Genomic DNA, 15720 nt, shown 5'->3' on the forward strand with positions numbered 1-15720 from the left:
AACATGACATCCGGCTGACACAGTCGACACAAAAGCCGCGCCCCGGCCGGGAGTTGCCGGCCGGGGCGCGGGGTGGAGCGGGGTGCGTCAGCTCAGGGACGCGAGCGCCTCGTTCCAGGTGGCCGACGGGCGCATGACCGCCGCCGCCTTGGCCGGGTCGGGCTGGTAGTAGCCGCCGATGTCGGCGCCCTCGCCCTGGACGGCGTTCAGCTCGTCGACGATGGTGCCCTCGGCCGCGGCGAGCGTCTCGGCGAGCGGCTGGAAGGCCTTGGCCAGCTCCGCGTCGTCGCTCTGGCGCGCCAGCTCCTGCGCCCAGTACAGGGACAGGTAGAAGTGGCTGCCGCGGTTGTCGATGCCGCCGACGCGACGGGTCGGGGACTTGTCCTCGTTGAGGAAGGTCGCCGTGGCGGCGTCGAGGGTGTCGGCGAGGACCTGGGCGCGGGCGTTGCCGGTGGCCGTGGCGTACTGCTCGAGGGCCGGCACGAGCGCGAAGAACTCACCGAGGGAGTCCCAGCGCAGGTAGTTCTCCTTGACCAGCTGCTGGACGTGCTTCGGCGCGGAGCCGCCGGCGCCCGTCTCGAACAGGCCGCCGCCCGCCATCAGCGGGACGACCGACAGCATCTTGGCGCTGGTGCCCAGCTCCAGGATGGGGAAGAGGTCGGTCAGGTAGTCGCGCAGCACGTTGCCGGTCACCGAGATGGTGTTCTCGCCGCGGCGGATGCGCTCCACCGACAGCTTGGTGGCGTCGACCGGGGCGAGGATCCGGATGTCCAGGCCCTCGGTGTCGTGCTCCGGCAGGTAGGCGTCGATCTTGGCGATCAGGTTGGCGTCGTGCGCGCGGGTCTCGTCCAGCCAGAACACGGCCGGGTCGCCGGTGGCGCGGGCGCGGGTGACGGCGAGCTTCACCCAGTCCTTGATCGGGGCGTCCTTGGTCTGGCAGGCGCGGAAGATGTCGCCCTCGGCGACCGGCTGCTCGATGAGCACGTCGCCGGCCTGGTCGACCAGACGGACCGTGCCGGCGGCCTTGATCTCGAAGGTCTTGTCGTGGGAGCCGTACTCCTCGGCCTTCTGCGCCATCAGGCCGACGTTCGGGACGGAGCCCATGGTCGACGGGTCGTAGGCGCCGTGGGCACGGCAGTCGTCGATCACGGCCTGGTAGACGCCGGAGTACGAGGAGTCCGGCAGCACCGCGAGGGTGTCGGCCTCCTGGCCGTCCGGGCCCCACATGTGGCCCGAGGTGCGGATCATGGCCGGCATCGAGGCGTCGACGATGACGTCGGACGGCACGTGCAGGTTGGTGATGCCCTTGTCGGAGTCGACCATCGCCAGGGCCGGGCCCTCGGCGAGCTCGGCGTCGAAGGAGGCCTTGATCGCGTCGCCCTCGGGGAGGGCGGCGAGGCCGCCCAGGATGCCGCCCAGACCGTTGTTCGGGGACAGGCCGGCGGCGGCGAGCGTCGCGCCGTACTGCGCGAAGGTCTTCGGGAAGAAGGCGCGCACCACGTGGCCGAAGACGATCGGGTCGGAGACCTTCATCATCGTGGCCTTCAGGTGCACCGAGAACAGCACGCCCCGGGCCTTGGCCTCGGCGATCTGCGCGGTGAGGAACTCGCGCAGCGCGGCCACGTGCAGCACGGACGCGTCGACGACCTCGCCCGCGAGGACCGGTACGGACTCGCGCAGGACGGTGGTGGCGCCGTCCTCGGCGACCAGCTCGATCCGGACCGAACCGGCCTCGGAGATCACCACGGACTTCTCGGTGGAGCGGAAGTCGTTCTCGCCCATCGTCGCCACGTTGGTCTTGGAGTCGGCGCTCCAGGCACCCATGCGGTGCGGGTGGGTCTTGGCGTAGTTCTTGACCGAGGCGGGGGCGCGGCGGTCGGAGTTGCCCTCGCGCAGGACCGGGTTCACGGCCGAGCCCTTGACCTTGTCGTAGCGGGCCTGGATCTCCCGCTCCTCGTCGGTCTTCGGGTCGTCCGGGTAGTCCGGCAGCGCGTAGCCCTGGCCCTGCAGCTCGGCGACGGCGGCCTTGAGCTGGGGGATCGACGCCGAGATGTTCGGCAGCTTGATGATGTTGGCCTCGGGCGTCTTGGCCAGCTCGCCGAGCTCGCTCAGCGCGTCCGGGATCCGCTGGTCCTCGGCCAGGTACTCCGGGAACACGGCGATGATGCGCCCGGCCAGCGAGATGTCCCGCGTGGTCACGGCGACACCCGCCTGCGAGGCGTACGCCTGGACCACCGGCAGGAAGGAATACGTCGCCAGGGCCGGGGCCTCGTCAGTGTGCGTGTAGATGATGGTCGAGTCAGTCACCGGGTGCTCCGCTCCACGTCTGCAACATTGCTCGACATCAAGATATCTCGTGACGCGGGCGGGCTCGACAGGGGTCCGCCGGGGCTCCGCTCACACTTTTCGCTCCGATGTCCGCCGTACGGGCAACCGATCGGCCCGATCCGGTGGTCCAGGGGGTAGAGAGTCGACCTCCTCCACCGGCCGGACCGACCATCCGGCCGCCCGAGCGAAAGCGGATCATGAGATATCGCACCAGAGTGACGGGCCCCGCCGCGGCCCTCATCGGCACCGCGGCCGTCGTAGTCGGGGGCAACACGGCCCAGGCGGCACCCGCGGACGGCAGGACGGACGGCGCCGGTACGGCCCCCGCCCCGGCCCCCGAGACCCTCGGCGACCCGGTCTTCCCGGCCCTCGGCAACGACGGCTACCGCGTCACCTCCTACCACCTCGACCTCTCCTACGACGCCACGACCGCCCTGGTCGACGCCACGGCGACGCTGGAGATCCGTACCACCCAGTGCCTGTCCCGCCTCTCCCTGGACGCCCTCGGCCTGGACATAGCGTCCGTGAGCGTCGACGGCCGCACGGCCGAGTTCGCACAGGTGGACGAGAAGCTGCGGATCACGCCGGCCCGCGCGCTCGCCGACCGCGCCCGGGCCACCGTCCGGGTGACGTACACGGCCGACCCGCGCCGCTCGCTCCCGCACACCGCCTGGGTGCCCACCCCCGACGGGTTCGCCCTGTGCCCGCAGCCCGACTCGGCGCACACCGTGTTCCCCTGCAACGACCACCCCTCGGACAAGGCCGGCCTCACCGTCCGCATCACGGTCCCGGCCGCCCTGAAGGCCGTCGCGAGCGGCGCCCTGGTCTGCACCGAGCACCTGGCCGGCGACCGGACCGCGTACACCTACCGCTCCCGCTCCCCGATCGCCACCGAACTGGTGCAGATCACGGTCGGCGACTACGTCGTCAAGGACCGGCAGGGCCCGCACGGGCTGCCGCTGCGCGATGTCGTCCCCACCGCCCGGGCCGAGGCGCTGGAGCCCGCCCTCGCCCTCACCCCGGGCCTGGTGGAGTGGCTCGAACAGCGCCTCGGCGCGTACCCCTTCGAGACGTACGGGCTGCTGCCCTGCAACTCCGACGACCCGGCCGCCTTCGACTTCACCGGCCTGGAGACCCAGACCCTCACCCTGTACAAGCCGAACTTCCTGCTCCAGGCGGAGCCGAAGATCGGCTCGCACATGATGCACGAGCTGGTCCACTCCTACTTCGGCAACAGCGTCTCGCCCGCCACCTGGGCCGACCTCTGGCTCAACGAGGGCCACGCCGACTTCTACGGACTGCTCTACCGCTACGAGCGCGGCTGGCCGGACTCCCTGGGCCTGACCACGTTCGAGGCCCGGATGAAGGACACGTACGCGCGCGGCGACCAGTGGCGGCGGACCTCCGGTCCCGTCGCCGCGCCGAACGCGGCCAACCTCTTCGACAGCCAGCGCTACCTGGGCGGCGTCCTCGTCCTGTACGCCCTGCGGCAGCTGATCGGCGAGGACGCCTTCCACGCGGTGGAGCGGGCGTTCCTGGCCCGCTTCCGCAACTCCTCCGCGTCCACGGAGGACTACATCACCGTCGCCTCCCAGGTCTCCGGCCAGGACGTCTCCGGATTCCTGCGCGACTGGCTGTACGGCACGAGCACCCCGAGGATGCCCGGCCACCCCGACTGGACGGTCACCCCGGTGACCCCGTCCCTCACCGCCCCGCGCAGGAAGTCCGGGGCGCGCTGGCACGAGAACTCGGCGACGCTGTAGGTCAGTTGTCGAGGCGGACGGGGGTCGCCCCGTCCGCATCGGCGGCACCGGTGTCGGCACCCGTGCGCTGCTGCGGGATCACGACCGCGCCCTGCTGGAGCGAGATGTTGCGGGCCGGGGCCGGCACCCGGATGCCCTCCTCGCGGTAGCGCCGGTGCAGCCGCTTGATGAACTCGTGCTTGATCCGGTACTGGTCGCTGAACTCGCCGACGCCCAGGATCACCGTGAAGCCGATGCGGGAGTCGCCGAAGGTGTGGAAGCGGACGGCCGGTTCATGGTCCGGGACCGCACCGGCGATCTCCGTCATCACCTCGGCGACCACCTCCATGGTCACCCGCTCCACATGCTCCAGATCGCTGTCGTAGGCCACGCCCACCTGCACCAGGACCGTCAACTGCTGCTCGGGCCGCATGAAGTTGGTCATGTTGGCCTTGGCGAGCTGTCCGTTGGGGATCACGATCAGGTTGTTCGACAGCGCCCGGACCGTGGTCTGACGCCAGTTGATGTCCTCGACGTACCCCTCCTCCGCGCTGCTCAGCTTGATGTAGTCACCGGGCTGGACGGTCTTCGAGGCGAGGATGTGGATGCCCGCGAAGAGGTTGGCGAGGGTGTCCTGGAGGGCCAGCGCCACGGCCAGACCGCCGACGCCCAGCGCGGTGAGCATCGGGGCTATGGAGATGCCGAGGGACTGGAGCATCACCAGGAAGCCGATGGCCAGCACCAGCACGCGCGTGATGTTCACGAAGATCGTGGCGGAGCCGGCCACCCCGGAGCGGGACTGGGTGAGCGCCTGCACCAGACCGGCGATCACCCGGGCCGCCGACACCGTCACCACGAAGATCAGCAGCACCGTCAGGCACTGGTTCACGGTGTGCTGGACCGCCTTCGTCAGCGGCAGCACCGCCGCCGCGGCGGCCGCGCCGCCCGCGATCGCCGCCCACGGCACCACCGTGCGCAGCGCGTCCACGATGACGTCGTCGCCGCTCCACCGGGTGCGCTTGGCGTGCTTGCCCAGCCAGCGCAGCAGCGTGCGCGACAGGAAGGCCACCAGGAACCCGGTGGCCAGGGCGATCCCGGCGAGGACGAGGTCGTCCAGGGTCAGCGCCCGGTTCACCGGTCACCTCCGGCGTCTCGCTCCGCGGGGAGGGCGAAGACGCCCGCCGACGGCCGGATGTGAAGTCTCGTCACGTTGTCACCTGCTTGTTCACGGGATGTGCGGACGCGCCCGCCGCGAGCGGGCACGAACCGTCCATCCTGCCGTATCGGGCACGGCGGTTCGCACCCCAGGGACGTCCGGGCGGCGACTTCCGGGCACCCCGCGTGCCCCCACGTCGCGCACCAGGCGCTCAGATCACCTTCCAGCGCACCAGCGCCCCCAGCGTCACCGCACCCGGCACCAGCGGCAGCCACACGGTGATGACGCGGTAGGTGAGGACGACCGCGGTGGCCAGGGCCAGCGGGCCGCCCGCCGCGACCAGCGCCACGATCAGGGCCGCCTCCACCGAGCCGATGCCGCCCGGGGTGGGCACCAGGGCCACCGCCACCGTCGCCGCGAGATAGGCCACCGCCATGTGGGCCGGCGGGACCGGCAGGCCCAGCGCCTGCCCCACCGCCGCCAGTCCGGCCGCCTGGAGCACCGGGAACGCCAGGGAGCCGCCCCACAGGGCCGCCGCCCGCGCCGGGCAGCTGTGCACCGACCGGGCCTCGCCGAGCGCGGTGCGCAGGAACGAGAACACGGCCGTCCGCAGCCGCCGTACGAGCACCAGCGCGCCTGCCGCCAGGAGCACGACCGCCCCCAGCGCGCCCAGCAGCGGAGCGACCGCGCCGTGCGGCAGCAGCGAGCCGAGCCGCAGCGCGTCGGGGAAGACGAGCAGCAGCGTGGCCAGCAGACCCACCCGGGCCACGCCCTCCGCCAGCAGATACAGCGCGAGGGCCGCCGAGGAACGGGCCAACGGCACCCCGCACACCGTCATGAAGCGCAGGTTGACCGCGCTCGCGCCCAGCCCCGTCGGCAGCAGATGGTTGGCCGCGCCCGCCGCGAACTGCGTGGCGAGCAGCCGGAGCCGGGGCAGCGGTTGCACCACCGCCCCCTGCCGGGTGACGGCCGCGGCGACCCAGGTCAGACAGGTGGCCCCGGCCGCGGCCAGCAGCCAGGGCCACTGCGCGGTGCGCAGATGACCGAAGCCCTCGGCGAGCACCGAGCGGTGGCGCACCGCGACCACGGTGACCAGCAGGAGCGGGAGCAGACACAGGACCCGGCGCAGGGGGAGGCGCCGGGGGAGCGAGGGGAGCGGAACCGCTGTCACAGTGGGAGAGGTTTTCCGCGCGGTCCCAACAGCGGGTTGCGGAAGCGGAGACGGAGCATTACGTACGGTCATCGGGTCCTTCGGGGGTGCCTTGGTGTACGAGTTGACCTCAACAACGCTCGAGGTTCTACGGTCTCTCCCATGAGCATGGACGCCGTAGCCATGACGCAGCTGTACAGCGTCATGAACTCCCAGCAGGAACGCCGCCCCTTCGACCCCGCCACGCTGCGCCGCATCGGCGCGTTCGCCCGGCCGCACCGCCGCCGTATGACGCTGTTCGTGCTGCTCGGGGTGGTGACCGCGCTGCTCGCGGTCGCGACTCCCGTACTCGCCGGCCGGGTCGTCGACGCGATCGTGTCGCACGGCGACCCCGACCGGGTGGTGCGGCTGGCGCTGCTCATCGCGCTCATCGCGGTCCTGGAGGCGGCGCTCGGCATCCTGGGCAGGAGGCTGTCGGCGACGCTCGGGGAGGGACTCATTCTCGATCTGCGCACGACCGTGTTCGATCATGTGCAGAAAATGCCGGTCGCGTTCTTCACACGTACTCGTACGGGGGCGCTCGTCTCCCGACTCAACAACGATGTGATCGGCGCCCAGCGCGCGTTCAGCAACACCCTCTCCGGAGTGGTGTCCAACCTGGTCACCCTGGTGCTCACGCTCGCCGTCATGCTCACCCTGTCCTGGCAGGTCACCCTGCTGGCGCTGGCCCTGCTGCCGGTCTTCGTGATCCCGGCCCGCCGGATGGGCCGCAGGATGGCCGGGATGCAGCGCGAGGCCGCCGCCCTCAACGCCGCGATGGGCACCCGGATGACCGAACGGTTCTCGGCGCCCGGCGCCACCCTGGTCAAACTGTTCGGACGCCCCGAGGAGGAGTCCGCCGAGTTCGCGGCCCGCGCCGCCCGCGTCCGGGACATCGGCGTCCGCACCGCCACCGCCCAGTCCGTCTTCCTCACCTCCCTCACCCTCGTCTCCGCCCTGGCCCTCGCCCTCGTGTACGGCCTCGGCGGCCGGCTCGCCCTGAACGGCACCCTCGAACCGGGCGCCGTGGTCGCCCTGGCGCTCCTGCTGACCCGCCTGTACGCGCCGCTCACGGCGCTCGCCGGGGCGCGCGTGGAGGTGATGAGCGCCCTGGTCAGCTTCGAGCGGGTCTTCGAGGTGCTCGACCTGAAGCCGCTCATCGAGGAGAAACCGGACGCCCGCGAAGTCCCCGAGGGCCCGGTGTCCGTCGAGTTCGACGACGTCCGCTTCGGCTACCCGTCCGCCGACAAGGTCTCCCTCGCCTCCCTGGAGGAGGTCGCCACCCTCGACACCCGCGGCGGCGACGAGGTCCTGCACGGGGTGTCCTTCCGCGCCGAACCCGGCCAGACCGTGGCGCTCGTCGGCTCCTCCGGCGCCGGGAAGTCGACCATCGCCCAGCTCCTGCCGCGCCTGTACGACATCGACGGCGGCGCCGTCCGCATCGGCGGGGTCGACGTCCGCGACCTCGGCGCCGGCTCGCTGCGGGCCACCCTCGGCATGGTCACCCAGGACGGCCACCTCTTCCACGACACCGTCCGCGCCAACCTGCTGCTCGCCCGGCCCGGGGCCACGGAGGACGAGCTGTGGGACGCGCTGCTCCGCGCCCGCCTCGACGACCTCGTCCGCTCCCTGCCCGACGGCCTCGACACCGTCGTCGGCGAACGCGGCTACCGGCTCTCCGGCGGCGAACGCCAGCGCATGACCATCGCCCGGCTGCTCCTCGCCCGCCAGCAGGTCGTCGTCCTCGACGAGGCCACCGCCCACCTCGACAACACCTCCGAGGCGGCCGTCCAGGAGGCCCTCACCGAGGCGCTGGCGGGCCGCACCGCCGTCGTCATCGCCCACCGCCTCTCCACCGTCCGCGCCGCCGACCTCATCCTCGTCGTCGAGGCCGGACGGATCGTGGAACGCGGCACCCACGAGGACCTCCTCGCGGCGGACGGACGCTACGCGGAGCTCCACCGCACCCAGTTCGAGGAACCGCGGCCGGAGCCGGTCGCCTGACCGGGCCACCCGTGCGGCGGCCCTCGCCCCGCTCAGCCGCCGGGAGGATCACCCCCTGTCGGTGGCGTACGGCAGGATGATCAGCAGGACGGGGCGCAGGGGGCGGGGACATGACGACGGAACGGATGCCGTTGGTCGGCCGGGACGCCGAACTCGGGCTGCTCGACCGGCTGCTGGCGGACCTCGCGGCGGACGCGGAGGGCCGCCCGGCGGTGCTGGACATCAGCGGCGAGGCCGGCATCGGCAAGAGCCGCCTCACCCACGAGCTGTGCCGGCGCGCGGCCCGCGGGGGAGCCACGGTGCTGCGCGGCCGCGCCACGGAGTACGAACGGCACATCCCCTTCCAGCCGTTCACCGACGCCTTCGCCGACCTCGACCCCGCCGTCCCCGCGTCCTTCCCCGCCGCCGCCGAGGTCGCTCCCGTGCTGACCGGCGCCGCCCGCCGCGCCGACCGCTTCGGTCTGCACCGCGCCACGGCAGCCCTGCTCACCCACGCCGCCACCGCACCGCTGGTCCTGGTGCTCGACGACCTGCACTGGGCGGATCCCGCCTCCCTGGAGCTCCTCGACCATCTCGTACGGCATCCCCCGCGCGCCCGGGTCCTGCTCGCCGTCGCCCGCCGGGAACGGCAGAGCCCCGCCCCGCTCACCGCGACCCTCCAGCGCGGCACCGACACCGGAGCGGTGCACCGCACCGTCCTCGGGCCGCTGGACGAGCAGGCCTGCGTCGAGCGGCTCGCCCCCGGACTGGAGCGCGAGGAGGCCGCCCGGCTCTTCGCCGCCAGCGAGGGCAACCCCCTCTATCTGCTGGCCCTGCTCCAGGCGCACCGCGAGGGCGCCCCGGTCAGCCGGCTGTCCACGACCGGACTCGGCGCGCTGCTGCTGGACGAACTGACCCCGCTCGGCGCCGCACAGCGCAAGCTGGTCGAGGTGGTGGCCGCGCTCGGCGACCACGCCACCCCCGCCCTGCTCGCCCCGGTCACCGGCCGCACCCCGGCCGCCCTGGCCCCCGACCTCGCCGAACTGACCCGCCGCGACCTGCTGCGCACCGGCCCGCACGGACGGCTGACCCTGCGCCACCCCGTGCTGCGCAGCCTCGTCCACGACGGCACCGACCCCTGGCTGCGCACCGAGACGCACCGGCTCGCGGCCGCCGCACTGGCCCGCGCCGACGCCCCGCCCGCCGAGCGGGCCCACCACGCCGAGCGCTCGCTGTCCGGCTGGGACCCCGAGACGGCGGACGTGCTGATCCGGGCCGCCGAACAGGCCGCGGACACCGCGCCCGCGAGCTGCGCGCACTGGCTCGGCGTGGTGCTGCGGCATCTGCCGCACACCCCGGACCAGGCGGCGCGCCGCCGCGACCTGATGCTGCGCCGGGCCCGCGCCCTCGGCGCCTGCGGCGAACTCCGGGCCGGCCGCGACCTGCTGCACCAGGTGCTCGCCATGCCCGACCCGGCCGCCGAAGGCACCGCGGAGGCGGCCGCCGGGACGGCCGGCGGCTCGCGTGCGTCGGCCGTCGTGCTGTGCGCCGGGACGGAACGTCATCTGGGGCGCTACTCGGAGGCGGTGGCCCTGCTCCGCCGCGAACTGCACCGCACCGACCCGGCGCCCTCACCGGCCGACCAGGTGGCGCTCGGCCTGGAGCTGGGCGCCTCGGCCCCGCACGACACCTCGTACCCGGCCGTGCGCGCCGACATGGCCCGCACCCTCGCGGTGGCCCGCTCCCTCGGCGACGAGGTGGGCGTGGCCGGCGCGCTGGCCGTCGCCGCGCTCGGCGAGGCCTACGAGGGCGAGACGGCCGACGCCGACCGGTACGCCCGCCAGGCCGCGGCCCTCGTCGACTCACTGCCGGACGACGACCTCACCGGCCTGTGCGAGCAACTGGCCAGGCTGGGCTGGGCCGAGGCGTTCCTGGAGCGCTTCGCCGACGCCGAGCGGCACGCCGACCGGGGCCTGGCCATCGCCCGCCGCACCGGCCAGCTCGCCCTGCTGCCCCATCTGCTGCTGTGCAAGGCCCATGTCCACGTCCAGATCTGCCGGCCGGTGTCGGCGGTGGAACTGGCCGACGAGGCCGAGGACATCGCCCGTGGCATCGGCAGCGACGAACTCCTCGCCTTCGTCCTCGCCACCAAGGCCCACGCGGTGGTCGCCGCCTGCCCGCCCGGCGACCCGCGGCCCCTCGCGGTGGCCGAGGAGGCGGTCGCCGCGGCCGGACTGGGCGTCAACTGGTGGGCCTCCATCGCCCGGTGCATGCTCGGCTACGCGGCGCTCACGGCTGGCGACCCGGTCCGCGCCCGCGAGGCGGTGCTGCAGGCGGGCGGCCCGGATCTGTGCCGGCTCCAGCCCTCGATGCGCCCGCTGTTCCTGGAGATCCTGGTGACCGCCTCCCTCGCGCTGGGCGAGGTGGACGCGGCGAAGGACTGGGCAGAGCGGGCCCGCGAGGAGGCCGAGCGGCTCGACCTGCCCGTGCAGCGGGCCTCGGCCCTGCGCAGCAGCGCCCACATCCCCCTCGGCCTCGGCGACCCCCGGGCGGCGGCGGAGCTGTTCACGGCGGCGGCCGAGGAGAGCGCCCGCAGCGGCGCGCTGTTCTGGGAGGCGTTCTCCCTGCTCCTGGGCGCCCCCTTGCTGGCGGCGGACCCGGAGGGGCCCCGGCAGGGACGGGCCGCCTGGCAGCGGGGGCGCAGACTCGCCGCCGCCGGGGGATCCGCGATGCTGACCGGACTCGCCGACGCGGTCGGCCCCGCCGTGGCCGAGGCAGCCGACGGGCCCGAGCGGCGGCTCGCCGAACTGACCGCCCGCGAAAGGGAGATCGCCGGACTGGTCGCCGAGGGGCTGACGAGTCCCGCGATCGCCGACCGCCTCTGTCTGAGCCGGCGCACGGTCGAGACCCATGTGTCGCGGATCTACCGCAAGGCGGGAGTCTCCTCGCGGGCCGCCCTCGCCGCGCTGGTCGCCGGGCGCGCGTCGGGGACCGCGTTCACCGGCTGAACCCCCGCGCGCTCAGGGCGTGGCGGTGGCGGTGGCAGCGGTGGCAGCGGTGGCGGCGGTGGCGTCTTCGTACTGTCCGAGGAAGCGGAACGCGTCCCCGGAGGCCCGGAACAGATACATCGCGTCCATGGTGTAGCGGGTGCTCGACCCGGTGTAGTGCAGCCGTTTGGTGATCCCCCGGTAGTCGGTCTCCCGCAACCGGCCCACGACGGCGCCCCGTTCGGCTCGGTCCGGGCCCAGCGAGGTCAGGGCGCGCGCCACGAACAGGGTCGCGTCGTAGGCCTCGGCGGCGTACGGCGGCGGGGCGGCGCCGAAGCGGGCGCGGTAGGCGGTGACGAAGGACTTCGCGGCCGTCACCCGGGCCGGGTCCAGGTAGGCGGTCGCGAACACCCAGCCGTCGGCGGCGTCGCCCGCCGCGCTGAGGAAGCGCGCGTCGCAGGCGCGTTCGGCGGCCAGCCGGGCACCGGTGAAGCCGGCGGAGCGCAGCGCGCGGGCCAGGCGCGCGGCCCGCGCGTACCCCCCGCCGAACACCACCGCGTCCGCGTCGGCGCCCGTCACCGCCTCGGCGAGGGCACGGAACGCGCCGTCCGAGTCGGCGTCGGCGGCCAGGGTGCGCCGGATCACCGTGTGCCCCGCGCCCAGGGCCTCGGCCACCCCCGAGCAGAGGCGCCAGCTGAAGTCCCCCTCGGCCGCGTCGTCGACCAGCACCGTCCGGCGGGCGTCGGCGGTGCGCACGAGGTACGCCACCAGGGGCGTCACGAGCGTCGCGTCGTTGGGGCGGGTGGCGGCGTACACCCGGTAGGTGAAGGCGTCGACGTCGTCCAGGCCGACCGACACGGACACCATCGGCAGCAGGGCCTTCTGATAGAGGGCGAGGGTGGCCTGCGCACAGGCGTCGGTGCTCGGTCCGAGCACCGCCAGGACCCGGTCGTCGGCCGCCAGCCGCCGGGCGATCTCCTGCGCCCGGCTCGCCACGCCCCGGTCGTCGTGCACCTGGAGCGCCAGCTCGAAGGCGCGCCCGGTGAGGGAGTTGAGCCGGGCGACGGCCAGCCGGACCCCGTTCTCCTGGGCCCGGCCCGTGGTCCGGCCGTCGCCACTGAGATCGGCCTGGACGGCGAGCGTCAGACGCGGCAGCGTGCCGGAGCCGCCCTCGTCCGAGGTTCCGTCGGGTCGTCCGGCGGTCCACCAGGCCGCCGTACCGGCCGCCGCCAGCACCCCCGCGGCCGACCCCAGCGTCAGGAACCGCCGTCGCGTCGGGCTCCCGCCGGCTCCCGCCGCCGTCGTCCCGCCGGCACCCTCACCCCCAGCGGTCGTCTCACCGGAACCGGAACCGGAACCGGCACGGGAACCGGCACCGGAACCCTCCCCGGCGACCGGCACCTCGGTGGCCGAGACGTCGGGCAGCGCGAGCACGGCGGCCGAACGCCGGGCGATCAGCCGGGTCAGCGCCTCCGGCAACCAGGCCTCACCACCCAGTCCCGCCGCTTCCGCCGGGGCCCCCTCCAACGCCCGCCGGATCTCCGCCACCGCGGGCCGCGCCCCGGCCTCCTTCTCCAGACAGCCGCGCAGGAGCGGCAGCAGCGGTTCCGGTACGCCGTCCAGATCCGGTGCGTCGTGGACCGTACGCATCAGTGACTCGGCGGCGGATCCCGGACCGAAGGGGCGCTCGCCCGTCACGGCGTACGCCAGCAGACAGCCGAGCGAGAACACGTCACTGGCCGGGCCGATCTCCCGTCCCCGGCCCTGGGCCTGCTCGGGGGAGAGGAACCCGGGCGAGCCGACCACCATGCCGCTCGCGGTGAGCGCAGTGTCCTCCGGCATCCGGGCGATCCCGAAGTCGATCATCCGGGGTCCGTCGACCGCGAGCAGCACATTGCCCGGCTTGACGTCCCGGTGCACCAGCCCCGCCCCGTGCACCGCGTCCAGTGCCTCGGCGAGCCGGGCCCCGAGGACCCGGACGGTCGCGTACGGCAGCGGCCCGCACTCCTCGACCGCCTCCGCCAGCGACGGGCCCGGGACGAACGCCGTGGCCAGCCAGGGCGAGGACGCGTCCGGGTCCGCGTCGAGCAGCGGCACCACCCAGGGGTTGACGACCCGGCCCGCCGTCTCCACCTCACGGCGGAACCGGGCCCGGAACCCCGGGTCGTCGGCGTGCCCGGCGCGGATCACCTTCAGCGCCGTGAGCGCACCGCCCGTGGAGCGGGCCAGGTACACCACGCCCATGCCGCCCGCGCCCAGCCGGCGCAGCAGCCGGTAGCCCCCGATGCCGGCCGGATCGGCGCCGCGCAACGGCTCCATCGACGCCCCCTCAGGTGCTGACCTGGTACGGCGCCACGCCCTGGTAGACGAACCGGCCGCCGGTGACCTTCCAAAGGTAGATCCCGCTGCCGTCCACGACGAGTGCCCCCGTCGTCTTGTCGAAGGCGAAGTTCCGGCTGATCCCCTTGTACGTGGCCGCGCGCAGCGCCGTCGTCAGACGGGCCCGGGTGCGGCGCCCGACGGCCAGCGAGCCCAGGGTCCGGAGCACGAGCTGCGCCACGTCGTACGTCTCGACGGAGTACCGCTCCGGCTCCGCGTGGAACAGCTTGCGGTGGGCGGCGGCGAACGCCTTGGCCTCGGGGGCCGTCGCGGCGTCCATCACGGGGGCGAGGATCGCCCAGCCCTCGGCGGCGTCCCCGGCGGCGGACAGGAACCGGGCGTCCAGCACGCCCTGCCCGGCCGCCCGCGCGCCCGGGAAGTCACGGCGGGTCAGCTCCCGGGCCAGCAGGGCGGCCCGGTCGTGGTAGCCGGCGAACACCACCGAGTCGGCGCCCCCGTCGAGCAGCGCGTCCAGGGTGGGCGCGAAGTCGGTCCGCAGCGCGCTCACCACCTTCGGCACCGACGGCTGCCGGTCGTCGCGCAGGATCCGGGTGAGCGTGCTGCTGATCTCCCAGCCGTAGGTGTCCGCCGCCCGGTCGTCGACGATCCCGATCCTGCGCGACTTGGCGGTGCCCCGCAGATACGCGTTGAGGTAGAACGGCAGGATCGTGTCCGTGACCCGGGCGTGCAGGAAGGACCGGCTGCCCGTCACGTCCAGCACGGTGGCGCCGGGCGTCACCGCGAGCAGGGGCAGCGACGCCGCGTCGTACGTCGCCAGCGAGGCCAGCCCGGTGGTGTCCGTGGTCGGACCGACCACGGCGAGGACGGTACGGTCCGCGACGAGCCGTTTCGCCACCACGGGCGCCCGCGCCGGATCACCGCCGTCGTCGACCGCCTTCACGGCGAGCGCGAACCGCGCGTCCTTCCGGGCGTTGAACTCGTCGACCGCGACGCGCAGCCCCCGCTCCTGGGCCCGCCCGACGGCCTTCTGGTCCCCGCTCAGATCGGCGTGCAGCCCGATGGTGTAGAGGGGCAGGCTGTCGTCCGGCGCCGCGCCGGAGCCCCCGTCGCCCCCGAACGGCGTGCCCCACACGGCCAGCGCGCCCCCGCCCGCCGCCGCCGCACCCCCGGCCAGCAGCAGGAAACGGCGCCGGCCCACACCGGGACCCGGAGCCTCGGGCGTGGGCGGGGACGGCACGGTCGCGTCCGAGGTGTCGATCTCGGTGTCGTCGACGCCGGGCAGCGCGAGCCCCGCAGCCGACCGCTCGGCGATGAGCCGCACCAGCGGCTCCGGCAGCCAGGCCTCATCACCGGGGACGGCGTCTCGGGGAGCCGCGTCCCGGGGCGCCGAGTCCTTGGAAGCCGCGTCTTCGAGAGCCGCGTCTTCGAGAGCCGGGCCTTCGGGGGCCGGGCCCGCGATGGCCGCGTCCTTGGAGGCCGTGTTTTCGGGAGCCGAGCTCGCGGGAGCCGGGTCCTGAGGAGTCGAGGCTTCGGGAGTCGAGCCTGTGGGGCTCGCGTTCTTGGAGGCCGCGTTTTCGGGAGCCGGGCCTTCGAGAGCCCAGCCTTCGGGGGCCGGGCCCGCGGGGGCCGCGCCTTCGGGGGCCGCGTTCTTGGAGGCCGTGTTTTCGGGAGCCGAGCTCGCGGGAGCCGGGTCCTGGGGAGTCGGGGCTTCGGGGGTCGAGCCTTCGGTGGCCGCGTCCTTGGAGGCCGTGTTTTCGGGAGCCGAGCCTTCGGGGGCCGGGCCCGCGGGGGCCGCGTTCTTGGAAGCCGCGTTCTCCGGAGCCGAGCCCGGGGGAGCCGGGTCCTCGGGGGCCGAGCCCTGGGCAGCCGCTACCTCACGAGCCTCGTCCTCGGGTGCCGTGTCCTCCGGCACCGGATGGGGCGCGGCGGGGCCGTCCGCTGCCTCCGGACGTACTGCCCGCAGTGCCTCGCGCGGGTCGGGACGTGAGCCGGGAC

Annotated in this window: 8 protein-coding genes; 3 read left to right on the forward strand and 5 right to left on the reverse strand. The window is 74.1% G+C overall.

All coding sequences use genetic code 11. The features are described 5' to 3' along the window. Window positions 1-87 precede the first annotated feature (87 nt). Entirely contained in the window at window positions 88-2307 is a 2220-nt protein-coding gene (locus tag ABZ490_RS05025; RefSeq protein WP_358984258.1) for an NADP-dependent isocitrate dehydrogenase, read from the reverse strand. Between the two features lie 218 nt (window positions 2308-2525). Here ABZ490_RS05025 and ABZ490_RS05030 point away from each other — a divergent pair, with 218 nt between their 5' ends. Further along, complete coding sequence (locus ABZ490_RS05030; protein ID WP_358984261.1) at window positions 2526-4091, forward strand: M1 family metallopeptidase; 1566 nt, start codon at window positions 2526-2528, stop codon at window positions 4089-4091. Between the two features lies 1 nt (window position 4092). Here ABZ490_RS05030 and ABZ490_RS05035 read toward each other — a convergent pair whose 3' ends face one another. Beyond that, on the reverse strand, window positions 4093-5205 hold the full coding sequence (locus ABZ490_RS05035; RefSeq protein WP_358984264.1) for a mechanosensitive ion channel family protein: 1113 nt from the start codon (window positions 5203-5205) through the stop codon (window positions 4093-4095). Between the two features lie 232 nt (window positions 5206-5437). Beyond that, a complete protein-coding gene (locus ABZ490_RS05040; protein ID WP_358984267.1) occupies window positions 5438-6397 on the reverse strand; it encodes a lysylphosphatidylglycerol synthase transmembrane domain-containing protein in 960 nt (319 codons plus the stop codon). Between the two features lie 147 nt (window positions 6398-6544). Here ABZ490_RS05040 and ABZ490_RS05045 point away from each other — a divergent pair, with 147 nt between their 5' ends. Continuing rightward, window positions 6545-8419 carry an ABC transporter ATP-binding protein gene (locus tag ABZ490_RS05045; protein ID WP_358984343.1) on the forward strand — a complete coding sequence of 625 codons (1875 nt, stop codon included), beginning with the start codon at window positions 6545-6547 and terminating at the stop codon, window positions 8417-8419. Window positions 8420-8529: 110 nt separating this feature from the next. Further along, complete coding sequence (locus tag ABZ490_RS05050; protein WP_358984270.1) at window positions 8530-11406, forward strand: AAA family ATPase; 2877 nt, start codon at window positions 8530-8532, stop codon at window positions 11404-11406. Between the two features lie 12 nt (window positions 11407-11418). Here the strand turns inward: ABZ490_RS05050 and ABZ490_RS05055 are convergent, their stop codons facing one another. After that, on the reverse strand, window positions 11419-13704 hold the full coding sequence (locus ABZ490_RS05055) for a bifunctional serine/threonine-protein kinase/ABC transporter substrate-binding protein (protein ID WP_358984272.1): 2286 nt from the start codon (window positions 13702-13704) through the stop codon (window positions 11419-11421). A 10-nt stretch (window positions 13705-13714) separates the two neighbouring features. Continuing rightward, on the reverse strand, window positions 13715-15637 hold the full coding sequence (locus ABZ490_RS05060) for an ABC transporter substrate-binding protein (RefSeq protein WP_358984346.1): 1923 nt from the start codon (window positions 15635-15637) through the stop codon (window positions 13715-13717). Window positions 15638-15720 lie beyond the last annotated feature (83 nt).

The sequence above is a fragment of the Streptomyces sp. NPDC005811 genome (assembly GCF_040630405.1).
Lineage (GTDB): Bacteria > Actinomycetota > Actinomycetes > Streptomycetales > Streptomycetaceae > Streptomyces.